Annotated in this window: 18 protein-coding genes; 17 read left to right on the forward strand and 1 reads right to left on the reverse strand. The window is 44.8% G+C overall.

The genetic code is table 11. The features are described from left to right. Positions 1 to 14: 14 nt before the first annotated feature. The 17 genes from GJV22_RS08410 (at position 15) to GJV22_RS08490 (ending at position 24,001) form a co-directional block, all read left to right on the forward strand. Positions 15 to 1,973 (forward strand): OmpA family protein, encoded by a 1,959-nt coding sequence (locus tag GJV22_RS08410; RefSeq protein WP_163711608.1) that lies wholly within the window; start codon positions 15 to 17, stop codon positions 1,971 to 1,973. Between the two features lie 176 nt (positions 1,974 to 2,149). Next, positions 2,150 to 3,364 carry an outer membrane protein assembly factor BamB family protein gene (locus tag GJV22_RS08415; protein ID WP_163711610.1) on the forward strand — a complete coding sequence of 405 codons (1,215 nt, stop codon included), beginning with the start codon at positions 2,150 to 2,152 and terminating at the stop codon, positions 3,362 to 3,364. A 36-nt stretch (positions 3,365 to 3,400) separates the two neighbouring features. After that, on the forward strand, positions 3,401 to 4,642 hold the full coding sequence (locus GJV22_RS08420) for a PQQ-binding-like beta-propeller repeat protein (protein ID WP_163711612.1): 1,242 nt from the start codon (positions 3,401 to 3,403) through the stop codon (positions 4,640 to 4,642). Continuing rightward, the gene (locus GJV22_RS08425) at positions 4,643 to 6,067 is read left to right on the forward strand and encodes an outer membrane protein assembly factor BamB family protein (RefSeq protein WP_163711615.1); all 1,425 of its coding nucleotides are present in this window, start codon (positions 4,643 to 4,645) and stop codon (positions 6,065 to 6,067) included. Between the two features lie 6 nt (positions 6,068 to 6,073). Then, entirely contained in the window at positions 6,074 to 7,045 is a 972-nt protein-coding gene (locus GJV22_RS08430) for an NHL repeat-containing protein (protein WP_163711618.1), read from the forward strand. Continuing rightward, positions 7,042 to 7,239 (forward strand): hypothetical protein, encoded by a 198-nt coding sequence (locus GJV22_RS08435; protein WP_163711622.1) that lies wholly within the window; start codon positions 7,042 to 7,044, stop codon positions 7,237 to 7,239. Before GJV22_RS08430 ends, GJV22_RS08435 begins: the two co-directional genes overlap by 4 nt. Then, positions 7,226 to 7,834 carry a 4Fe-4S dicluster domain-containing protein gene (locus GJV22_RS08440; protein ID WP_163711626.1) on the forward strand — a complete coding sequence of 203 codons (609 nt, stop codon included), beginning with the start codon at positions 7,226 to 7,228 and terminating at the stop codon, positions 7,832 to 7,834. The genes GJV22_RS08435 and GJV22_RS08440 overlap by 14 nt, the downstream gene beginning before the upstream one ends. A 5-nt stretch (positions 7,835 to 7,839) precedes the next feature. Then, complete coding sequence (locus GJV22_RS08445) at positions 7,840 to 9,096, forward strand: 4Fe-4S binding protein (RefSeq protein ID WP_163711628.1); 1,257 nt, start codon at positions 7,840 to 7,842, stop codon at positions 9,094 to 9,096. 9 nt (positions 9,097 to 9,105) lie between these two features. After that, positions 9,106 to 10,977 carry an outer membrane protein assembly factor BamB family protein gene (locus GJV22_RS08450; RefSeq protein ID WP_163711631.1) on the forward strand — a complete coding sequence of 624 codons (1,872 nt, stop codon included), beginning with the start codon at positions 9,106 to 9,108 and terminating at the stop codon, positions 10,975 to 10,977. A gap of 1 nt (position 10,978) precedes the next feature. Further along, complete coding sequence (locus tag GJV22_RS08455) at positions 10,979 to 13,333, forward strand: NAD(P)H-dependent oxidoreductase subunit E (RefSeq protein WP_163711634.1); 2,355 nt, start codon at positions 10,979 to 10,981, stop codon at positions 13,331 to 13,333. 50 nt (positions 13,334 to 13,383) lie between these two features. Beyond that, positions 13,384 to 13,782, forward strand: a complete 399-nt coding sequence (locus GJV22_RS08460) for a four helix bundle protein (protein WP_163711638.1) — start codon at positions 13,384 to 13,386, stop codon at positions 13,780 to 13,782. After that, a complete protein-coding gene (locus GJV22_RS08465) occupies positions 13,782 to 15,350 on the forward strand; it encodes a 2Fe-2S iron-sulfur cluster-binding protein (protein WP_163711640.1) in 1,569 nt (522 codons plus the stop codon). Before GJV22_RS08460 ends, GJV22_RS08465 begins: the two co-directional genes overlap by 1 nt. 25 nt (positions 15,351 to 15,375) lie before the next feature. Further along, positions 15,376 to 16,485: an outer membrane protein assembly factor BamB family protein gene (locus GJV22_RS08470; protein WP_163711643.1), complete on the forward strand. Its 1,110-nt coding sequence runs from the start codon at positions 15,376 to 15,378 to the stop codon at positions 16,483 to 16,485. Positions 16,486 to 16,495: 10 nt separating this feature from the next. Then, a complete protein-coding gene (locus tag GJV22_RS08475; RefSeq protein WP_163711647.1) occupies positions 16,496 to 17,782 on the forward strand; it encodes a glycosyltransferase family 4 protein in 1,287 nt (428 codons plus the stop codon). Between the two features lie 101 nt (positions 17,783 to 17,883). Then, entirely contained in the window at positions 17,884 to 18,558 is a 675-nt protein-coding gene (locus tag GJV22_RS08480; protein WP_163711650.1) for an ABC transporter ATP-binding protein, read from the forward strand. Beyond that, on the forward strand, positions 18,555 to 21,788 hold the full coding sequence (locus GJV22_RS08485) for an ABC transporter permease (RefSeq protein WP_163711651.1): 3,234 nt from the start codon (positions 18,555 to 18,557) through the stop codon (positions 21,786 to 21,788). Before GJV22_RS08480 ends, GJV22_RS08485 begins: the two co-directional genes overlap by 4 nt. A 494-nt stretch (positions 21,789 to 22,282) precedes the next feature. Further along, positions 22,283 to 24,001 (forward strand): tetratricopeptide repeat protein, encoded by a 1,719-nt coding sequence (locus tag GJV22_RS08490; protein WP_163711654.1) that lies wholly within the window; start codon positions 22,283 to 22,285, stop codon positions 23,999 to 24,001. 24 nt (positions 24,002 to 24,025) lie between these two features. On the opposite strand, the gene GJV22_RS08495 is transcribed toward GJV22_RS08490, so the two are convergent. Further along, positions 24,026 to 24,880, reverse strand: coding sequence for a pirin family protein (locus GJV22_RS08495; RefSeq protein ID WP_163711657.1), 855 nt, complete (start codon positions 24,878 to 24,880; stop codon positions 24,026 to 24,028). Positions 24,881 to 25,023: the final 143 nt, after the last annotated feature.

Consider the following 25,023-nt stretch of genomic DNA (forward strand, 5'->3'; position numbering starts at 1 on the left):
CCCACAAACGAAACATGAATATTCTCATCAAACTTACTTGGATAAGTAAAGTTGTTTTGTTGGTGAGTGCGATTTTAATCATTCAGCTTACCGGATTTGCACAGGATAAGAAGGCTCTAAAATTGTTCAATGAAGCAAAAACCTATTACAGCAACCGGCAAAACCAGAAAGCTTTGGATAAACTGAATGATGCGATTCGGCAGGATCCTAGTTTTGTTGACACCTATTTGCTGGCCGCCGATATTTATAATGAAATAGATTCCACAGATCTTCAAATTGATGCGCTTCAGCAAGCAATTGCAATAGATTCCTCTAAGTTCCCAAAAGCCTACTACGTATTGGGAAATGCTTATTACCGCATTGGTAAATATTCGCAGGCTTCAGAAGCCTATCAAAATTTTTTAACAACTGGTTTGGCTGGGAAACTGGCTTCAAAAACAGAAAAACGTAATAGCGACTGTAGATTTGCAGCGGAATTGATGAAAAACGAAGTCCCGTTTCATGCTGAAAATATGGGTGATGCAGTGAATACTGATCTAGATGAATATTGGCCTTCCTTAACTATCGATGGGAAAACATTGATTTTTACCCGGTTGGTGCCGTGTGGAAATCAAACCAATGAGTTGATGCCACGTTACCAGGAAGATTTTTATGAATCGGTGCGACAAACCGACGAATGGCTGGAAGCACAGCCGTTATTATCGATTAATACCAATCAGAATGAGGGGGCCCAAAGTGTTTCTGCCGACGGGAAATTGATCTTTTTCACAGCGTGTAATCAACCTCAGGGATACGGCAGTTGCGATATTTATTTCACCCGGCAGTTAAATGGCTCCTGGACAAAACCACAAAACGCAGGAGCTCCGGTAAATAGCGGCGCCTGGGAATCGCAACCTTCAGTTTCTGCAAATGGCGAATACCTCTATTTTGTAAGTAACAGAAAAGGTGGAAACGGAGGGATGGATATTTGGCGCTGTCGTTTGGACGGTTTCAATTTGCATGGGCATCCGGTTTGGGGAAAGCTTGAAAATCTTGGTGATTCAGTGAATACAACAGGCAACGAAATGTCACCTTTTGTACATGCCGATGGCGTTACTTTGTATTTTGCCTCCGATAATTGGCCGGGCCTGGGAGGAAACGACCTGTTTATCACCCGACTTAAAAATGACAGCGTTTGGACAACTCCTGTTAACCTAGGCTACCCGATAAATTCCAGTAAAGACGAACAAGGAATGATCGTGGATGCTGCAGGAAACAATGCTTACTATTCTTCTGACCGTCCAGGTTCAAAAGGCGTTGATATTTATCGCTTTAAGTTGAATGAAGAGGCGCAACCGACTCCGGTTTCTTATGTGAAAGGTACTGTGTACGACAAGTTAACGGGAAGAGCGCTGCAAACGGTCGTTGAATTAATTGATTTGGAAAAGGACCAGGTCGTGTCCCGCACAGAGTCCAATGCCGCGAATGGCGAATTTTTGGTGTGTTTGCCATTGGGCAGGGAATATGCATTCAACGTTTCAAAGACCGGCTATTTATTCTTTTCAGAGAATTTCTCGTTGAAGGAAGTTCGACAGATAACAGATCCGACTCATCTCGAAATTGGCTTAAATCCGCTCGAAGTTGGGAACTCGACCGTTTTGCGCAATATTTTCTTTGAAACCGATTCCTATGAATTGCTCAATCAGTCACAAGCAGAACTGAATCAATTGATTGTGTTCATGAAACAAAACCCCAGTGTTTCAATTGAAATTGGAGGACACACCGACCACGTTGGCGCAGAGGATTATAATTTGATTCTTTCGGAAAACAGAGCCAAAGCAGTTTCTCAGTATTTAATTGAGGCCGGAATAGATGACTTTCGCCTGGCATATAAAGGTTATGGTTATTCCGTGCCGGTAGCCGGCAATGATACCGCCGAAGGGAGGTCGCAAAACCGCAGAACCGAGTTCAAAATTATCGGCCTTTCTAAATAATACCATCCCCTTGAATTGGCTTTTTGGTGCTTTATTTTGCTTGCTGCTAGTTGATTAATGTCAACTTTGAATTTGTTAATATTTCCAACTATTTAGAAGCTTGTTAAATTAAGCTTCTAATTCTCGAATCTGATCGAGTATTGATAAATTTGAGTACCATAAATCAACTTAACACGATGAAAAAAAATATTCTTTCTCTGTTTTTAAGCTGCTTTCTATTCGTACATATCTATGCCCAGCAGGCAACGCAATGGAGAGGAGCAAACTCTGAAGCAAAATATCCAGCACCTAATTTAATCGCGCAATGGCTGGAAACAGGACCGGAAGTGATTTGGCATTTCGATGAACTCGGCGATGGTTTTTCTTCTCCGGTTTTTGCAAATGGCAAAATTTATATCGCCGGAATGGCAAACAGTTTGGGGTATATTTCTATTTTGAATGAATCGGGTCAGCTGATCAAGAAAGTAGAATATGGAACCGAATTCGAAGTGAGCTATCCCGGGTCCCGCGCAACACCAACAATAGTTGGTGATTTGGCATACATTTCTACCGGATACGGAGAATTAATCTGTGTCAATTTAGAAACAGGAAAGCGACTTTGGAGCAAGAACTTAAGTGAAGACTTTGGCTCTGAGAACTTACGTTTCGGTTTTACCGAATCGATAGTTGTTGATGGTGATCAATTGTATTTCACACCGGGTGGAAAGGACTTTAATTTGGTCGCTTTTAACCGCATAAGTGGCGATTTGATTTGGAAAAGTTCAGGGAATGGCAAGCTTTCAGCTTATTGTACCCCCAAATTGGTTCAAGTTGAAGGCCGACAAATCCTGGTAACTCACATGTCTGATGATATTGTCGCAGTTGATACGAGGGATGGAAAAGTTTTATGGACCTACCCGCATCCGAATCAATATAACATTCATCCCAATACGCCAATCTTACAGGATGGTGATTTGCTCTGTTTTAGCGGTTACGGGCAAGGATGCGTACGATTGCACTTGAATGCTGATGGCTCAGCCGTGACCAAAGTTTGGAGCACTGAAAAGATGGACAACCAAATGGGAGGTGCTGAGATCGTCGATGGTTTTATTTACGGATCAGGTCACAAAAGTCGGGGATGGTATTGTCTGGATTGGAAAACCGGTGAAGAGAAATGGCAATCCTCAGCTTTGGGAAATGGTGTGATCATCATGGCAGGCGATAAATTTATAATCTATTCCGAGCGAGGAGAATTAGCGTTGGTCAATCCAAATCCAAGTGACTTTGAAATCATTTCAAAAGCAAAAGTTGAATTTGGAACGGCACAACACTGGGCACATCCGGTGGTATACAATGATATTTTATACGTGCGACACGGAAATTCTTTGATCGCATACAAAATTTCGGTTTAGACCGATTTTTAAAACTTAACAAAACTAACTGAATCAATGAGAAAAATAATAGCCCTGTCGTTTTTTGTCGCAACTTGCTTATTATCAAATGCACAAATTTACCAGTTTCGTGGGCCTTCGCGCGATGGAAAATTCCCGGAAACAGGTTTGATGAAAGCATGGCCGGCTGAAGGACCGAAACTATTACTCGAAATGGAAGGAATAGGGAAAGGCTATTCTTCTGTCATTTCAAATGGGAAATATATTTACGCCTCGGGAATGATTGACACCCTGGATTGCCTGACCTGTATCGATTTTGACGGTGAACAACAATGGCAGGTCGCCTATGGTGAGTCCTGGAAAAAATCGTTTGCCGACACCCGAAGCACACCGACAATTGAAGACGACCGAGTCTATCTGATTAGTGGAATCGGGGAATTAGTCTGTTTGAATGCTGAAACCGGTGAAATTATTTGGAAACAAAACGTTGACCGTGACTTTGAAGCCGATTGGCATATTTGGGGAGTGTCAGAATCGCCGCTGATCGTGGGCGATTTGGTAATTTGTACGCCCGGTGGAAAGAAAACCTCTGTCGTCGCTTTCAATAAACTGACGGGAGAGATGGTTTGGGAAACAGGCAGTATCGGCGGACAGCGTGCCTATGCTTCACCAACGACATTCAATTTAGACGGGCAGCAATATATTTTGGCTGAAACAGCTACAAATTTACTTGTGATTGATCCGCTGGATGGTACTGTCAAAATGAATTACCAGTACTACGAACATGATAAATGGTCGGATCAACCGGGGCTGATTTGGACAAATATTCCACTGATTAAAGGTGATGAGATCTTCCTCTCAATGGGGTACGATTACCCGGCTAAGATGCTAAGGGTAAATGACGACCGGACAGGTTTTGAAGAATTATACACCGACACCATTTTCGACAATCACCATCATGGTCTAATTGAGTTGGATGGTTACATATACGGTTCGAACTGGGAAAATAACCGCAAAGGGAACTGGTTGTGCAAAAATTGGGAGACCGGTGAAATATCTTATAACGAGCCTTGGAATACCAAAGGAGCCATTGTGTTTGCCGATAGCATGCTTTACATCTACGAGGAACAACGAGGAACGGTGGCATTGGTAAAACCTGATCCGGAAAAATTTGAGGTCGTAAGCAGTTTTCAGGTAAAAAAGGGGAGTGGTCCGCATTGGGCTCATCCTTTTATTAACGATGGCAAACTTTTCCTGCGTCACGGCGATGTACTGCAGGTTTATGAAATTAAAGAATAGGTGAAAAAGAATCCGGTCCATATAATTCTGTTGTTGGCGATCCTGGTCGGATTGGCAGGTTTTGTGTATTGGTTTACGACCGATCCGGTGAAAGATTTAGCCGTTAGCGTTCCGGGAAAAGATAACCGGCAAAAAGGCAACCTCATTGAAGAAATCATTAAAATCGGTGAAAAGTTCCAGCTGTTTGGAAAAGCCAGTGAATCCAGTTTTGTCGGTACATGGCCGCGTTTTCGGGGCGAGAACTTCGATAATATCGTTAGCGAAAAACAGCATTTGAAAGACAATTGGGATGCCGGTGAGCCGGAGATAAAATGGTCGGTCGAATTAGGCGAAGGGCACGCCGGCGCTGCAATTTACAAAGGTTTGGTTTATGTAATGGACTACGATGAAGAATCCCGTGAAGATGCGTTACGCTGCTTTTCTCTATTGGATGGAAAGGAAATATGGCGGCGTTCCTACGGCATCCATGTGAAACGGAATCATGGCATGTCACGCACCGTTCCGGCCGTTACTGACGATTATGTCGTTACCATCGGTCCTCGCTGTCAGGTCATGTGTGTTGACCGTAAAACCGGCGATTACTTATGGGGAATTGATATGGTGAAAGAATACGGTTCAGTCATTCCGCAGTGGTACACAGCCCAATGTCCCTTGATCGATGGCAACAAGGTCATTCTGGCTCCGGCCGGAAGTAAACTGATGATCGCTGTTGATTTGCAGACCGGAGAAAAAATTTGGGAATGCCCGAACGACCTTCAGTATAACATGTCGCATTCGTCGATCATGCCGATGACTTTAAACGGTGAAAAAATGTATGTGTACAGTGCGAATGGTGGTATTTGTGGCATATCGGCCAGTGGTGACGACGAAGGAACAGTACGTTGGTATTCCAATGAATGGCGTTTTTCGGTGGTTGCTCCTTCTCCTTTAATTTTTCCTGATGGTCGGATTTTTCTGACGGCAGGTTATGGTGCAGGAGGGATGATGATCAAAGTAATTCCGACAGGAGATAGCTACCAAGTTGATGTTTTAGCGGAGTACAAACCGAAAGACGGACTGGCTTGTGAGCAACAAACGCCGGTGTACTACAACGGTTTTGTATATGGCATTCTACCCAAGGATGGCGGTGCATACCGGAATCAATTGGTTTGTGTGAGCCCCGATGATGTGCAAAAAATTCGGTGGACTTCAGGGAAGGTCAGCCGGTTCGGATTGGGACCTTACCTGATTGCTGATGGCAAAATGTACATTTTGAGTGATGATGGAACGCTGACTATGATCAAGCCGGATCCCAATCAGTACATCCAGTTGGCGCACAAGAAGCTGTTCGATGGGCATGATGCGTGGGCTCCTTTGTCCATCTCAGATGGTTTGCTGCTTTTACGCGATTCGAAAACCATGTTTTGTTTGGATATCAGTGAATAGAAGACTATGAAAAAACGAACGTTAATCAATATTATTCTAATCGTTTCAGCGCTGGCCATTGCGTTTATCATTGGACGAGATTTTGTAGTCAACCGACAGGGAAAGCAGTTGGAAAATCCCTATGAGCTGGATTTGAAACAATTTGCACAGGTTAACCCGGAAGAAATTTTATATGCGGAAACAAAAGCGATCCAATTGAATATCAACGAGGCTTATGCGTTGTCAATATTTAGCGATACCATGTACGTCGTGGCCGACAGTACTTTGTTGCTAGTCAATCAGGAAGGTCAAATATTGAAGTCATTTCAACTTTCGGTACCGGCAACTGCCATTGCTGTCAATCAGTCGATTTGGTTAGCCTTAAAAAACAGGATTATCAATTTAAACAAGGATGGGGATGTCCTAAAGGAATGGGCTGATTTAGGTCCTCGCTCAGTGCTAACATCTTTGGCCGTAGATGATCAATCAGTTTTTGCTGCAGATGCCGGTAATCGGGTCGTTTATCAATTTTCAAAGTTGGGGGAGTTGAAGCAAAAATTGGGAGAACGGGATGAGCAGAAAGGCCTGGAAGGGTTTACTGTTCCAAGCCCGTATTTTGATGTTGCGTTGAGTGAGGATGGCTTTCTCTGGGCTGTAAATCCGGGAACACACAGTTTGATTAACTTCAATGTCGATGGAAGTTTGCGCACTTACTGGTCAAAATCGTCCGCCAATACAGCGGGTTTCAGTGGCTGTTGCAATCCGGCTCATATGTGTATCGCCACTCAGGATAAATTCATCACCAGCGAAAAAGGAATTGTGCGGGTGAAGGTTTACGACCAGCACGGAGAATATCAGGGAGTGGTCGCTGCACCCGATCAGTTTGATGAATACAGTTTGGCGCCGGACGTTTGTGTTGATAATCAAGGAAGGATTGTTTTGCTGGATTTCAACCGGAAACAGATTCGCTTTTTTGAAGCCAAAAACAAGGAACTATGAAACGAAGAGAATTTCTAAGACAATCGGCACGTGTTGGAATTTTGACAGCGATGGCTGGTGGAGTAGTGCTTTTAGCCAGCAAAAACAGAATTGACTGGACTTGCACCGAAAATAAAACCTGCAAGGCTTGCACAAAATATGCTTCTTGTGATTTAGACCAAGCGATAGGAAACAGGAAAAATGAAAAAGGATAAACAACAAAATAGTCGAACCAGCCGGCGCGAATTCATTCAAAAGAGTATGCGGCTGTCGATGGGGATAGGACTCGCTGCAGTTGGTGGATTGGTGGCTTTTCGTGTTCATGCCGATGATACGGTTTGGCAGCTCGATCCATTTAAGTGCGTGGCTTGTGGTCGGTGTGCCGATTATTGCGTCATGACCCCTTCGGCTGTAAAATGCGTGCATGCTTTCGATCTTTGCGGGTACTGCGACCTGTGTGGTGGTTACCTCAAACCCAATGCGAATGCCCGGTCAACAGCGGCGGAGAACCAATTGTGCCCAACCTCGGCTATACGTCGGAAGTTCGTTGAAGAGCCTTATTTTGAATACGAAATAGAAGAGAAATTATGCATTGGCTGTGGCATTTGTGTGGAAGGTTGTACCGCTTTCGGAAATGGATCGTTGCATTTGCAGGTGCGTCACAATGTATGTGTGAATTGCAATGAATGTTCTATCGCACGGGTTTGTCCCGCAGATGCCTTTCAGCGGGTACCGACTTCTCAGCCATACCTGATAAAAGGAGAGTGGACCAAAGACCAGGATAAGAAAAAACAAAGCCCAACCGGATAGAGCCCATGAAAAAGAGACTAATAAAACTAACCCTGTTGATTTTTTTCATCTGCCTGGCGGTTACAAGCTTTGCACAACAGCAGCGATTTCCAAAACCTGAATTCGAAACCGGTTATGTGCAGCCGCCAACCCAGCAACCATTACCACGGGCATTGTTTCTCGAATATCTGGATGTAATTGTCTTGATTGGTGCACTGATTTTGGTATCCTGGTTTTTACTGAAGAAGCGTTCGCGTCAAGGCGTGCTGTGGACATCAGTATTCTCATTGTTGTACTTCGGATTTTACCGCGAGGGCTGCATCTGTGCTATCGGAAGTATTCAGAATGTTGCTTTGGCGATCTTCGATCCTACTTATACTTTGCCTCTGACGGCACTCTTATTTTTCCTGATTCCGTTGATAACCGCGCTCTTCGCTGGCCGAACCTTTTGTGCAGGTGTTTGCCCGCTGGGGGCCATTCAGGATTTGGTTGCTTTTAAACCCATTGAATTGCCGCGTTGGTTGCAGAAAGTCTTGGGACTGATTCCATATGTCTATTTATCGCTGGCAGTACTTTATGCGGCAACCAGATCCGAGTTTTTGATTTGTCGCTACGATCCCTTTGTTGGTTTCTTTCGCTTCGACGGAACCTTCCAGATGTTACTGCTGGGTGGACTTTTCCTTCTAGTAGGCGTATTTGTAGCCCGCCCGTATTGTCGCTTTTTTTGTCCATATGGCGTATTGTTGGGATGGATGTCTTCGTTCTCAAAAAAGCACGTCACAATCACGCCTTCGACCTGCATTCAATGTAAACTTTGTTCCAACTCGTGTCCGTTTGGAGCAATAGAAGAACCACTATTGGAAGAGGGTAAACGCCGTTCAAATGTAAACCGATTGATGACCTACTTGATTCTCATTCCAATATGGATGGGGATCGGCGGGCTTTCCGGTTCGATGCTACACGGTACGTTGGCAAAATTCAATAAAACAGTTTATTTGGCTGAAATGCTGGTCCAGAATCCCGATATCCGCTTTAATCAGGAAAATATTGATGCCCGCACATTCATGCAAAAAGGAAAGACGATGGACGAGCTGGTGGTAGATGCACAAAAAATTAAAAGTCAATTTTATTGGGGAGGATGGATTGCCGGTGCATTCATGGGGCTGGTCGTTGGACTGGTTTTGGTGAATTTATCGTCTTACCGCCGACGAAATGATTATGAACCCGATCGAACAAATTGCCTGAGTTGTGGACGATGCGTTGATTATTGTCCCGTAAAATGAGGTTTTGCTATGATGACTATAAACGATAAAAAGCATTTGGCCCGGGGGCTTGCTTGGTTTGGAGCTATTTTTAGCCTGGTGGTCAGCGTGATGTTGATTGCGAATTACTTTCAACTGAAATCTGTTGATCCGTTGGAAAGCCCGGCTCTGAAGGTTCTCGTGGAGCAACTACATGAAAATCCGCATGATGATGTGTTGAAGGAAAATATTCGGGCACTCGACTTAATGATTCGCAAAGCCTACTTCACCAGCCAATGGCAAATCAGAACCGGAACCTGGATGTTGATTCTGGGAGTATTGGTTCTCATTCTGTCGATTCGTTGGCAGAAATCCCTTCGCAACGAATTAGATGAGCTTGAATCCATCGATAAGAATCCCTTTCTGGACAAACAACTCGCTCGTAAAGGAGTCATATATACCGCTCTTGGAATTTTTATGCTAGCCTTACTTTCCGGTTTCTTATCGGGCAATATCCTGGATCAGTATGATTCAACAAAAGGACAGGACCAAGAGGCAGATTCAGCGGTCGAAATCATTGTGGCTAAGCCAGTGGAGCAAAATTCGGAGACTATTGCAGATTCTTCAAAGTCAGTTAGTATGCAAGAAAAAACTTCAGATGAAATAGTCGAAGTGCCTATAAATGAAGAACTAGATAAAAAAGAAGAAATAGAGAGTAAAAGTGAAGAGGTTAAGAAAATCAAGTCCGAACCGACAGTCCCTTCCAGAGAACAAATTCGAAAAAACTATCCATTCTTCCGGGGACCCGATGGTGACGGAATGAGTTATAAAACCGGCGTACCAAAATCATTTGACGGGCCGAACGTGAAAAACGTTTTGTGGAAAGCGAGTGTTCCGAAGCATGGTTACAACTCACCGATAATTTGGAACGATCGACTCTTTCTTACCGGAGCCGATAGTGAGGCTCGCATGGTGTATTGCTTCGATAAAAACAGCGGAAAGCTTTTGTGGGAATCTGCTGCTGACAATATTCCGGGCTCGCCGGCAAAAATGCCCAAGGTTACTGAAGATACGGGATTAGCAGCTTCGACAATGGCTACAGACGGACAGGCTGTTTTTGCAATTTTTGCAACCGGTGACCTTATCGCACTCGATTTTGAGGGGAAAAGACTTTGGGCTAAAAACCTTGGAGTACCCGACAACCACTATGGACACTCGTCATCGCTGGTAATTTATAAAAACAAATTACTCATTCAGTACGATACCAATAAAGGGGGCAAGCTGATCGCCCTCTCCACTGCCGATGGATCTCAAAAATGGGAAACAACCCGAAATGTAAAGATTTCGTGGGCATCACCGGTTCTGGTTAATACAGGAACACGAGATGAAATTATTTTGACGGCCGATCCGCTGGTGGCCGGATACGACCCCGAAACCGGCAAGGAACTGTGGACTGTTGAGTGCATGATGGGTGAGGTTGGCCCATCGGTTGCCTATGCGAATGGCTTGGTGTACGCGGCAAACGAGTATGCAACCATGGCTGCTATTAGGTTGGGAGGCTCGCCAGAGATCATCTGGGAGGAGCAGGAATATCTCCCCGAAGTGGCCAGTCCGCTGGCAGCAAACGGTCTGCTGATTGTTGCGACAAGTTATGGCGTACTGGCTTGCTATGATGCTGAAACCGGCGACAAATACTGGGAACATGAAGCTGCGAGTGGTTTTTATGCGTCACCGGTTTATGCTGACAGTAACGCCTATGCGATTGACATGAGCGGCAAAATGTACGTGATCAGGATGGCTAAAGAGTTTGAATTGGTTGCGGAGTCTAATCTTGGGGAGAAAGCTTTTGGCACACCTGTATTCTCGGAGGGGAAACTATACCTCAGGGGAGTCGAAAATCTGTATTGCATAGGAGGTAACTAGTATGGCAGAAGATCTTCAACATATCCACAAGCAGGTTGATGAAATCATTAGTAACCGGGGGCGGACGAAAAAGTCGCTGATCCCGATTTTGCAAGACATTCAGCGTCATTTCAATTATTTGCCAGAAGAAGCATTACAATACTTGGTCGAACAGAGCGAAATTACGCCCGAAAACATAACCAGTGTCGCAACATTCTATTCCCAGTTCCGGATGAAGCCTGCGGGACGACACATGATCAAAGTTTGTGTTGGAACAGCTTGCCATGTTAAAGGAGCGATGCAGGTTTACGATTCATTTAAGCGTCATTTTAAGTTGAATGATAATGATCTAACAGATATTACCGGAACTTACACTTTAGAAAAGGTTGCTTGCCTGGGCTGTTGTACATTGGCACCTGTTGTGCAGGTCGATGATGTGACCTACGGACATGTCACCTCGGATAAAGTGGAGTCGGTCATTGCTGATTTTGAGAGTCAGGTTGGAAAGCGAGGCGATCGCAAGCAATTTCGCAATGCTGATGGCTCCGAGTTTCAGGGCGAAATCCGAATTGGATTAGGATCGTGCTGTGTTGCCAGTGGCAGCGAAGAGGTGAAACGTGAAGTTGAAAATACAATTATCGGGACAGGGATTAACCTGCAACTCAAAAATGTGGGCTGCGTGGGGATGTGTCACCAGGTTCCTTTGCTCGAGGTTATTGACGAAAAGCAAAATCATAAACTATACGCGAAAGTAAAACCGAATGAGGTTTCCGGGATTATCAATTCGCACTTTAAGCCCAAAAGTTTGCTGGGAAGGTTGAAGGCCAAAGGCTACAGCTTCCTGGAAAAAATGCAGAGCGACGAATCATGGGAAGGTGTGGAACGTTACGCTTTGGATGTTCGAGAGGACATGGTTTCCGGTTTTCTGGATCGTCAGCTGCCAGTTGCTACTGAGCATCGTGGGGTCATCAATCCGCTCGACATGGACGAATATCGCAGTCATGGCGGCTTTGAGGCGCTAACGAAAGTACTGGGCATGGACAGGCAGGAACTTATTCAAACGGTTAAAGAAAGCGGTTTACGCGGCCGTGGCGGCGCTGGTTTTTTGACAGGCTTGAAGTGGGAGTTTGTTGAAAAAGAAAAAGCCGAACACAAATATCTGATTTGTAATGGTGACGAGGGGGATCCGGGGGCGTTTATGGATCGGATGATTCTCGAGTCGTATCCTTATCGGGTCATTGAGGGGATGCTTATTGCCGCTTATGCAGTAGAAGCTACCGAAGGCTATTTTTACATCCGCGCCGAGTATCCGCTGGCTGTCATTCGAATTCGGCAGGCACTAATCAATTGCCGCGAACAAAATTTATTGGGTGAAAATATATTGGGCTCAAACTTTAGTTTCGATATGCAGATTTACGAGGGTGCCGGTGCATTTGTCTGCGGTGAAGAAACAGCACTGATGACTTCAATCGAAGGAAATCGGGGATTCCCGACAATTCGTCCGCCATTCCCGGCGCAGAAAGGGCTTTGGGGATTTCCCACGCTCATCAATAATACCGAGACCTTCGCACAAATTTCATACATCATTCGCAACGGAAAAGAACAATATTGTTCAATTGGTACCGAGCAGTCGAAAGGCACTAAAGTGTTCTCGTTGGCCGGTAAAATAAATCGCGGAGGACTGATTGAAGTGCCGATGGGGATTACCATTCGGGAAATTGTGGAAGAAGTCGGCGGTGGTGTCCAAAATGGAAAAAAGTTCAAAGCCGTTCAGGTTGGAGGCCCTTCGGGAGGCTGCATTCCTGCCTCACTGGCCGATACACCGATCGATTACCAGTCGCTAACCGCAGTGGGTGCGATGATGGGATCTGGAGGGTTGGTCGTGTTGGACGAGGACGATTGTATGGTTGACATTGCACGTTACTTCCTGTCATTTACTCAGAATGAATCGTGTGGAAAATGTACTTTTTGTCGGATTGGAACCAAACGCATGCTGGATATCCTGAATCGGATTTGCAGCGGGAAAGGTACGCTTAAGGATCTGGATGAATTGAAATATTTGGCTGAATGGACAAAAAAAGGAAGTTTATGCAACCTGGGAAAATCAGCGCCAAACCCAATTCTGACAACGCTCAAATATTTTCATGAGGAATACGAAGCACATTTGGAAGGACGTTGCCCTGCCGGAAAGTGCACCGAAATGATTAGCTACACGATTACAGATGATTGCATCGGTTGTACCAAATGCGCGCAGAAATGCCCGGTTGATGCCATCAAATTTGAAGCACATAAGAAGCACTCGATCAACACAGAACTTTGCATCAAGTGCGATGCTTGTCGCCCGGTTTGCCCGGTCGACGCTGTGAAAGTGCTCTGAGTTGCGTGTTTCGAGTTACAAGTTTCGCCTTTACAACAAAAGTGAAGAGAATGAAAAGTTACAAGGATTTAGAGGTTTATCAGGAAGCATGTAAACTGGCGATCAAAGTTCATCGGGTGAGTTTGGAGCTACCGAAATATGAACTTTACGAGCAGGGGAGTCAGATTCGGAGAAGTTCAAAAAGCATTAAGGATAATATTGCTGAAGGATTTGGGCGAAGAAGATACAAGGATGAATTTATTCGCTTTTTGATATTTGCACATGCATCTTGTGATGAAGCGATTTCGCAACTAAGCATGATTAATGAAATCTATTTTGAAAATAGTGGATTAAATGAACTGCTTAGTGAATATGAGATTCTCAGAGCAAAAATCAATAAATTCATCCAATATGTAGAAAGTAATTGGCAGACTCCAACCCGTAACTTGAAACACAAAACATTGCAATAATGATTAAACTCAAAATAAATAGCCAATCCATCGAAATTCCGAAAGGAACAACTGTTTTGGAAGCAGCCCGAAAGTTAGGCATCAATATACCCACGATGTGCCACCTGGAGGGAACTGAGCATTTTACCTCGTGCATGGTTTGCCTGGTGAAAGATGCCGGCAATGGTCGCTTGCTTGCTTCCTGCTCCATGCCGGCGATGGATGGAATGGAAATAATCACCGACGACGCTGAATGCCTTGAATCGCGAAGAGTGTCACTGGAGCTACTACTGAGCGAGCATGTTGGCGATTGCGAAGCTCCCTGTCAATTGGTATGTCCCGCCCGTATGAATATCCCACTGATGAACCGACTGATTGCCAGCGGGAACTTCAGCAAGGCTATCGAGGTTGTGAAACGTGACATTGCTTTGCCTGCTATTCTGGGACGGATTTGTCCTGCTCCCTGCGAAGCGGGTTGTCGGCGTAAATCCATCGATGAGGCTGTTTCCATTTGCCTGTTGAAGGGTTTTGCTGCAGATAACGAATTGACTACAAATAAACACTCTGTAGCGTCAAGCAGCAATTCAGGCCGCAAAGTTGCAATTATTGGAGCTGGCCCGGCCGGACTGGCAGCTGCTTTTTATCTGAGCAAAGCAGACCATTCAATTTCAATTTTCGAGAAAAATGAGAAAGCCGGAGGTGACTTGCTGAAAATTGAAGAAACAGTTCTACCCGCGAATATTCGGGAAATCGAGATTCAAACTATTTTGAATTCCGGTGTAGCCATTCAATACCAAACAGAAATTGATAAAGTCCGCTTCACAGAATTACAACAGAATTTTGATGCCGTTATATTGGCAACAGGAGCCATGAACGGTGCAATGGAAGAGTGGGGGTTGACTCTCTCTAAAAGTGGGATTGAAGTCGATAAAAAAACCTACCAAACGATACTTCCAAAGGTTTTTGCGATTGGCAACGCCTTACGGCCTTCAAAACTGGCAGTTCGGTCGGTCGGGCAAGGGAAGGAGCTGGCTCACCTACTGGATGAATACTTTAAAAATGATGTGCTGCATGCATTGCCGGAGCGATTCAATTCAAAGTTTGGGAAGCTGATCGAAACCGAGTATGTAACCTATTTGAAGGAGAGCAACACCAATAAACGCGTGGATGCAAGTGGAGGAAAGGCACACGGATTTTCCAGCGAAGAGGCCGTGGCTGAAGCTAAACGCTGCTTACATTGTGATTGTCGAAATCCGGAAAGCTGCAAACTGCGGGCGTTGGCCGACGAATTTGGAGCAGTTCAAAAACGGTTCCAATATGACGATCGTGTGCTCGTTGAAAAAGAATTTGTGTCAAAAAAGATCGTCTACGAACCCAATAAATGCATCAAATGCGGCATCTGTGTTCGACTGACCAAACAGCATCAGGAAGCGTTTGGCTTTAGCTTTATCGGGCGGGGATTTGATGTTCGGATTGGCGTTCCCTTTTCAGAATCGATAGAAAAGGCTTTGGAGAAAACAGCGGTTTTAGTCGCTGAAAAGTGCCCGACTGGAGCGTTGGCTTTACTGGATTCGGAGGAACAATTATAGTTTAAATGAAGCGTTCAATTTAAAAATGCGAAGAAAAATATACCTACTACTTTCAATCCTTTGCTTTTCTGTTTTGGCTAGTGCCCAAAGCGAATGGCCTATTTTTAGAGGAAATCAGGAATTGACCGCATCAATCAAGGCCGATCTTTCGCCTGACCTGAAACTACTGGCTTCCTTTCAAACGGAAGATGAAATAAAGGCATCGCCGGTTGTCAAAGACGGCATCGTGTTTTGCGGTTCGACCGATGGATGGTTTTATGCCTTCAACCTGAAAGGCGAGTTGAAATGGAAATTTCAAGCTGAGAATGGCATTGAAGCTCCTGCTGTTCTATTGGATGGCAAAGTTATATTTGGCTGTCTGGACGGGCAATTAATTTGTCTGGACGAAAAAGACGGCGCGCTCCTTTGGAAATACGAAACTGAGAATCAGATTGTCGGCTCAGCCAATTGGAAGGTGATTGATGAAAAAACAGTTTTAGCTGTTGGAAGTTATGACTATTTCCTCCACGGAGTGAACTTGGCCGATGGGAAGGGATTGTGGAAATATGAATCGAATAATTTCATTAACGGAGCTCCTTCGCTATACAAGAATACTGTTGTATTTGGCGGTTGCGATGGGCTTTTACATATTGTCGATCTGGCAGTTGGGAAGGCTGAAAAGACAATTGAGCTTTCAACTTATGTTGCTTCTTCGCCGGCTATCGTAGAGAATATAGCCTATGTGGGAGATTATGACGGTCGTTTTTTTGCCGTCGACCTGCAAGCGGGAAAGGTGCTTTGGACCTATGACAATCCGGAGAAAGATCTGCCCTTTATCGCTTCGCCCGCGATCAGTGGCGATTTGATTGTCCTTGGAAATGAAGACCGTCAACTCTATGCATTCAATAGAAAAGATGGTACATTAGTCTGGACAAAGCGATTGAGCAATCGGATTGACTCGTCGAGTGCCATTGCCGGAAATTCGGTTTTTACAGCCACCATGGATGGGATGCTGTACCGGCACGATTTGAAAAGTGGCGAGGAACTGTGGACTTACGAAATTGGCAGCCGAATATCAGGCTCACCGGCTATTAGCGATGGAAAGCTAATTATTGGTGCAAGTGACGGCAGAATCTATATTTTCGGAACAGACTAAACCAAACAGTATGAAAATAGCGCATATTATACCAGGTTCCGGAGGCAGCTTTTATTGTGGCAATTGCCTTCGCGATAGCAAATACATGCGGGCCCTGCAGGATTTAGGCCAACAAGTAGTGAAAGTGCCGCTATACCTTCCTTTATTTGAAGATGCGCATGATTTAGCTGAAGTACCCGTTTTTTATGGCGCTGTGGACACTTACCTGAAACAGCGTTTCCCGGTTTTCCGATATATGCCTCCATTGGTTGATAAAATGCTGAACTCGAAACCTGTTTTGCATTTAGCGGCGCAAAATGCCGGTTCAACCCGTGCGAAAGGCTTGGAAGAAATGACTGTGTCAATGTTACTGGGAGAAGATGGTCTGCAAAAAGAGGAGTTGGAACGTTTGGTGGAATGGCTGAAAGAAGAAGCCAAACCTGATGTTGTCCATTTGTCGAATGCTTTGCTATTGGGATTAGCGCGTCGAATCAAACAAAAACTAAAGATTCCGGTGGTTTGCTCCCTCCAGGATGAAGACGTTTGGATTGATGTGATGAGCGAGAAAAACAGGGATGAATGTTGGGAGATCATGAAAGAACGGGCCAAAGAGGTCGACGCATTTGTAGCTGTAAGCGATTTCTATGCCGGCGATATGAAACGTCGTCTTCACCTCAATGACAAGCAACTATTCGTCAACCATATCGGTGTTGATTCGGCTGATTATTCACCTAAAGTAATTGCTGAAAAAAAACCGATAATTGGATATATATCAAGGATGTGTGAAGATAATGGGCTCGACATTTTGGTTGATGCTTATATCTTGCTGAAAGAAGATCCTGCTTTCGAATCGGTTGAGTTAAGAATAACTGGTGGCAAAACAAACGACGACACTAAATTTATTCAGGAACAGAAGAAAGTCATCGCTCAAGCTGGATTGACCGGATCGGTACATTGGGTGGAAGAATTTGAAGGGGAAGCTCGTCAACGGTTTTTCGACTTAGTAGCGCTTTTGTCTGTTCCGGTGTTGAATGGAGAAGCTTTCGGCTTGTATCAACTGGAAGCACTGGCTTCGGGCATTCCACTTGTTCAACCCGAACTGGGGGCCTTCCCCGAAGTTGTCAACCTTTCTGAAGGTGGTGTCATCTATCACCCGAACAGCCCGAAAAAATTAGCAAAAGCCTGGAAAAGTCTGATTCTGGATCCTGCCAAATTGAGCGAACTAAGTAAGGCAGGTCTCGCAGGCGTGAAAAAGCATTTCGACATTCACCAACAAGCTAAAAAGCTGGTGGATATTTATGAAAAGGTCAAAAATTGAAACTATTAATTCGATGCAAACAGATACACAGGGGGTAACGACCGATGACTGTCCCCTGAATCCTGCGTCACCCCAATAACTCATAACACGAAACTCATTTTATGCTTGAAATCAACCAACTTTGCAAAAGCTTCACCTCCGGTTCAGGAGAAAAACGAATCATTCTGGATGAACTGGACCTGACCGTTAATGCAGCCGAACGTGTAGCCATTGTTGGACCATCAGGTTCCGGTAAAAGTACCCTGCTGAATCTGATCGGTGCTTTGGATGCTCCGGATTCGGGGACGATCTTGCTGAATGGTGAATCGGTGTTCTCGAAGACTGAAGCTGAATTAGCTGTTTTTCGGAACCATTCGGTTGGCTTTGTTTTTCAATCGCATCATCTCTTGCCGCAATTTAGTTTGAAAGAAAATATACTGCTTCCGGTATTGGCTCAGCAGCGAAATATTGACCAATTGGTTCTGGAGCGAGCCGATTATCTGATGGAGCGCCTGGGAATAGCTTCTCTGCAGAAACAGCGCCCTTCGCAACTCTCGAGAGGAGAGTGTCAACGCACAGCTGTTGCCCGTGCTCTTATTAATCGTCCCAAGATTCTGTTGGCCGATGAACCTACCGGAGCACTGGATCAGCATTCCGCTGATCAGTTGGTAGAGCTATTGCTTCAGCTCAACCGGGAAGAAAAGGTGAGCTTACTGGTCGTAACTCATGCGATGCGTGTCGCTTCTCAAATGGGCAAAATTTACAACTTGACGGACGGAAAACTACTGATCAAATGAATTCAATCCGCTACGTATTGAAATCCTTGCTTCATTTTTGGAAGCTAAATGTAACGATCCTTTTGGGAGTCGCTCTCAGTACAGCTATTTTACTGGGGGCGCTGATGATTGGCGACACGGTCGCTTTCAACCTGAAGAAAATAAGCAAGCAACGCCTTGGAAATACACAGTGGACGGTATCGGGCGGGGAACGATTGTTTCGGCAACAACTGGCTAACGAAATGAACCATGACGGCGGAGCATATTCGCCTGTGTTGTTTAGCCGTGGTATGGCTGTGCTGGATGGTGGAAAAGCCCGAGCCAATCAGTTACAGGTTTGGGGAGTTGACCATTCATTCAACCCAATTGCCGGCACTGACAGCTTGTTCAATTTAAACAGTAATGAGGCGATACTGAACGAGAAGTTGGCCACTGTTTTGGGCGTAAATGTTGGCGAAGAGCTTATGTTGCGGGTCAATAAGCAAAGTGCTTACCCGGCGAACACCCCTTTGGTCTCCGCTGATGAAAGCACCATTTCGTTTCGGGTGAAGGTGAAAGCGCTGGCAAATGCTGATCAATGCGGGAACTTTAATTTGCAGCCGATTCAGTCTGCTCCGCTGAATGTTTTTGTTTCGCTGGATTTTCTGAACCGGCAAATGCAGCTGGATGCAAAAGCAAATTTAATATTGATACCGGAAGTCCAAATAGATGCTGCAACAATCATCAACCAAGTGCAAGCCAACTGGCAGCTGGCTGATTTGAACCTGGAAATATTCCGTGATTCTGCCAACATGAAATGGGGAATTCGTTCGGAGCGGGTTTTCATTGAAGAGGATTTGGAGAACAAGATCTTGCAGGCAGATTCTTCCGCCCGGTCTGTCCTGACTTACTTTGTGAATCATTTTGACGCTGGCGGACAATCGACGCCTTATTCGTTTGTATGCGGGCTGCCGGATGATGTGCTTCAGCTTGGGGATAATGCCATTGTCATTAATGAATGGCTGGCTGAAGATTTGCACGTTGAAACAAACGATTCGATTGAACTAAGCTATTTTGAAGTCGGCCCCTTGCGTCAATTGGTGGAAAAGAAAACAAAATTCAAGCTGACAGGAATTGTACCTCTTTCCGGAAAATGGGATGATCCCGCACTGATGCCTGAGATTCCCGGATTGTCGGATGCCGGACATTGCAGCGATTGGGAAACCGGTGTCCCGGTTGATTTGTCAATTATTCGTCCGAAAGATGAAGCCTACTGGAATACATACAAAGGCACACCGAAGGCATTTGTGAGCTTAAAAACTGCTCGCCACTTGTGGGGTAACCGCTATGGCAAAGCAACGGCTATTCTTTTTTCAACTCCTGATCGGGAACAGTTGGAACAGAAAATCACAAGTTCAGTTTCTCCAGAAGATTTAGCTTACGCTGTTGTTGCAGTTCAGAAAGAGGGATTGCAAGCGGCCAGTCAGGGGGTAGACTTTGGCGGACTGTTCATTGGCTTGAGCTTCTTTGTTCTATTTGCAGCTTTGCTGCTGGCTTGGCTCATGTTCCGGCTCTACCTGAACTTTCGGCGTTACGAAATCGGAACGCTTCATGCGATGGGCTTTAGGTCACGCTTAATCCGGAAGCTGTTTATGCTGGAAGGAGCCTTTCTCATTCTGCCTGGAATCCTGATTGGGATACCATTAGGCATTGCTTACAACAAAGTCGTTTTGGACGCGATCAATACCATATGGCGGGATATCGTCCGAACATCTGTGCCTGAGGCCTATTTGCAGTTACAATCTGTTCTTATCGCTATTCTCAGCATTCTCGTGATTTGTATGCTGAGTGTGTGGTTTGTTCTTCGGAAGTTTTCGAAGGAAGCGATCACCAGTGTACAACGACAACAAATTGCATCTGCCCGACTAAAGCGGCGCAATTTATGGATTGGATTAGTCTTGCTCATTCTGGCCATTGCTTTAATGTTTTGGCAGGGAGTCGGAAACGAAATTCAGCCTGAAATATTTTTTATAGCGGGATTCTTGTTGCTACCCGGGTTGCTATTTCTCGTCGATTTTGGATTTCAAAAGATACTTACCAAACAAGCGAATGGCTTACCATACGGACATTTCTCAGCCCTGTTGACTTTTGCTGATCGGCGTCGAAATAACCTGACGATCGGTTTTTTAGCCATTGGCATCTTCCTGGTTTTGTCAACCGGAATGAATCGGCAGGATTTGACGAGTGGCGCCGAAGAAGCCTCATCCGGAACGGGTGGCTATCAATTTTTTGCTGAAACCAGTTTCCCGGTTTTGTATGATTTGAATTCAGAGGAAGGCCGTTTTCAACTGGGGCTGGAAGATACGAAAGCCCATTTTGTCCAGTTACAGACGCTGGAGGGCACCGATGCGAGTTGTTTAAATCTGAATCGAGTGAGTAAACCCCGGGTGCTGGGAATTGATCCGACTGAGTTTAATGCACGAAAAGCCTTCAGCTTTAGTTCAAAAAGTGAAGAGCTGAATGACGGGAGTTCCTGGCTGACGTTGAAGAAACAACTGCCCAATGGAGCCATTCCGGCAATCGCAGATGCTTCTGTTATTCAATGGAGTTTGGGCAAGTCGGTGGGTGATACGCTGGTGTACACGAACGAATCGGGAGAGCCCATTGTGCTGCAATTGGTTGGTGGACTGGCAAATTCAGTGTTCCAGGGAAACATCCTGATTGGAGATAGCCTGTTTCGTGCCAACTTTCCATCAATAAGTGGATCTTCGGTATTTCTGATTGATGCTCCGGGCGAAGAGGAAGCCAGCTTAAAAAGTGCCTTTCGCAACTATGGAATAGAGCTAATGCCCAGTCAGGAACGCTTGCTTTTGTTTTACCAGATTGAAAACACTTACCTCAATATTTTTCTGATGTTGGGTGCTTTAGGCTTGTTGATTGGAACCATTGGATTAGCGATTGTTATCTTCCGCAGCTTGTTTGAACAACGGTCTGTGTTTGCCTTGCTTGAGGCTGTTGGCTTTACCCGGGCAAAGATTCGACGCATCAGTCTGAAAGGGCATTTGTTACTGGTTTTGATGGCCTTGCTTATCGGCTTAATTCCGGCTGTTTTATCGGCACTGCCAAGCTTGTTGTCAGCCCAATATTTCAACCTGTTGTATTGGAGCTTAGGTGTTTTTGCCTTGGTGTTGGTGAGTGCCTGGATTTGGGTTTTCACTGGACACCGCCTGGCAATGAAAGGGAAAGCAAGCGACGCGCTAAGAAATGACTAAACTTCGACTTTAAGGATATCGATGTCTTTTTTTTAATCAACACGGACATGATTTAAATGATTCGTAATCTGCAAATTATCTGATTTGCATTTTTCCTCATGTAGTTTTGAAATCAAAAAATCGCTTCCTGTATCAAAACTTTGGCATAAGCTGTTCGTATTCAAAAAAGTCACCTCAGCCAAAATTTTCAAAGTCTGGGAATGAGGTGAGTGAAGGTTTTTATAGCCGTATACTTAACGTTATTTGAAGTACGTCGGTGTGCAGGAAATGAACTTTACAAGAGATCAGTATGTGTTTATTTCCAGAGTTGATATCCAATTTATAGTCAAAACTTTCAATGGAATACAAAAAGTTCATCCTGCGGATGCCGACTTGCGGGTTAGATGTGACGCTGAAATGAAACAATCTGGTTTCAGATCATTTCAGTATTAATCAGTACGTTGGATTATTGAGAAATGTGCAACAGATTTATTTTAACTCCAAACTGTGTTCGCATGAAAACAAAGTTTTTAATCATCGTTGCGTTGCTGTCTTTCTTCATCGGTTGTCAATCGACGAAGAAAGAAAAACAGCCTTTGAGTTATATCACTGCGACTTGTGCTCCGCCTCCAACATCCGACAGCGACTGGTATAAAACAGACAAGAAAGCGCCAGTATTCGAAGGGTTGAACGTTTATCACTATCCGGTAACTACGAATAGCGATGAAGCTCAACGCTATTTTGATCAGGGGCTGATTCTGGCTTACGGATTTAATCATGCAGAAGCGGCCCGTTCCTTTTATTATGCAACAAAACTGGATCCTGAATTTGCGATGGCTTACTGCGGCTATGCCTATGTTTTGGGGCCAAATTACAATGCAGGAATGGAGAGCGACAACTACCAGCGGGCTTATGATGCGATTCAAAAGGCAATAGCGTTATCGGACCATGTAACACCCAAAGAAAAAGCGCTTATACAAACCGTGGCCAAACGATATTCCAAAGAAGTTCCGGAAGATCGGACGAATCTGGATGTAGCCTATTCGGAGTCATTGAAAGAATTGGTTCAACAATACCCGGACGATCCGGATATTGGAACGCTCTATGCCGAATCGATGATGAATCTTCATCCCTGGGATTTGTACGAGGCAGATGGAACAGCCAAGCCGTGGACTCCGGAAATCATCACCACGTTGGAAAACGTCATGCGGATTTCACCCAAACACCCCGGAGCGAATCATTTCTATATTCATGCCGTTGAAGCTTCAAGTACTCCTGAAAGGGGACTGGCATCGGCTAAACGATATGACGATGGCCTGGTTCCGGGAGCGGGGCACCTGGTTCATATGCCTTCTCATATTTATATCAGAACAGGTTATTACCACCTGGGAACAGTTGCGAATATCAGGGCAGTGAAAGTCGATAGTTTGTATACCACTGCTTGTCATGCGCAAGGCGTTTATCCGCTGGCTTATTACCCGCACAATTACCATTTCCTGTCAGCAACAGCTACATTGGAGGGAAACAGTTATTGGGGAATAAAAGCGGCAGAGAAAATGGCTCAGCAAATCAATATTCAACTCATGCAGGAACCCGGTTGGGGAACACTTCAACACTATTATTCAATTCCCTACTATGTGTATGTGAAATTCGGGAAATGGGATAAAATTCTTGAACGGCCAGCCGAAGTCGCCACTTTAACTTATCCTGCTGCAATAAGATCGTACGCGCGGGGAATGGCCTTTCTGGGAAAGAAAGACGTGGAGGCTGCAAAAGAAGAATTTTCTGATTTGGAAAAATACGCTCAGGACGAAAGTTTGAAGCAGCTTACAATCTGGGAGATTAATTCAACGTATGAGCTGGTCCAAATAGCCAGAGATGTGCTAAAAGCTGAAATATTGGCGAGTGAAAACAACTTTGACGACGCCATAGCCATTTTAAAGGAAACCATTAAACTGGAAGACAGCCTGAACTATAACGAACCGCCCGACTGGTTCTTTTCAGTCCGTCATAACCTGGGCGCCATACAAATAGAGGCTGGTCATTATCAGGATGCTGTTCAAACATTCACTGAAGACCTGCAGGAATTACCCAATAATGGCTGGGCTTTGCATGGCTTAAAGACAGCCTATGCCAAGCTTAACCAAAAAGACCACGAATCAGAAGTCGATAAACTACTGGCTGATGTCTGGAAAACAGCTGATACCCAAATAACGACCGCCCGAATTAAATAGCTGCTGGTAAAAGCGCTTTTTTGTCTAATGTTGCCAGGTTCCGAACTTACCCAAACGGTAATCTTCGTAAGCTTGTGCAATTTCTTTGCGGGTATTCATGACAAATGGTCCTTGCGAGACAACCGGTTCATATAACGGAACGGCATGTCCCACCAGCAAAACACTGTCTTCCATGGCATAAATCCGGATCGAATCTGCTTCATTTTCAAATTCAACCAGGCTTTTATTTTCAATTTCGCGTTCATTAACCTTCAGCTTTCCCCGAATAATATAGAAGAAGATATTTTCATCCCCCGGAATTTGCAGCGAAAAATCGGCATGTTTCTTCATTTCAATAGTCGCCAGATGCAAGCCAATTCCGGAATCAAAAGGTCCTGCAACTCCGGCATATTCTCCCGAAATAAGGTTGAAGGTTGTTAAACCATCTTCCGAAACAATCCGCGGAATATCTTCTTTTTGCAATCCTTTGTAAAACGGTTGTGTCATCTTGCTCTTCGCCGGAAGATTAACCCAAAGCTGCAAAATCTCGAGTGGGCCGCCGGTTTGTTTAAACGCTTCTGACGAAACTTCCGAATGGATTAAACCACGTCCGGCAGTCATCCATTGTACGCCACCGGCTTCAATAACACTTTTATGCCCGTCGCTATCGTAATGGGCAATATCGCCATCTAAAATAAAGGTTACTGTCTCCATTCCCCGGTGCGGGTGAGGACCGAACGGTAAGCCATTATTATTGGGTTGATAAACCTGTGGCCCGTGATGATTTAGAAATAAGAACGGATCAAGGTAACTAATCGATGATGTTGGAATAACCCGGTAAGTGACCAAATCGGCAATCGGTTCGTAAACCGGCTTGTGAATCGTTTTAATTGTTCGCATTGTTTTCTGTTTTTCATCAACAGAAACAGCTGACTCGTATGCTTGTTTAGATGAACTGCACCGGGATCGAACATTCTCTTTTCGATGCAGCACTGAAAAGGGACGGTTTCGCTGATCACAGCATAAAATCCGGAACTTTTCCG

The sequence above is a fragment of the Mangrovibacterium lignilyticum genome, from assembly GCF_010882175.1.
Lineage (GTDB): Bacteria > Bacteroidota > Bacteroidia > Bacteroidales > Prolixibacteraceae > Mangrovibacterium > Mangrovibacterium lignilyticum.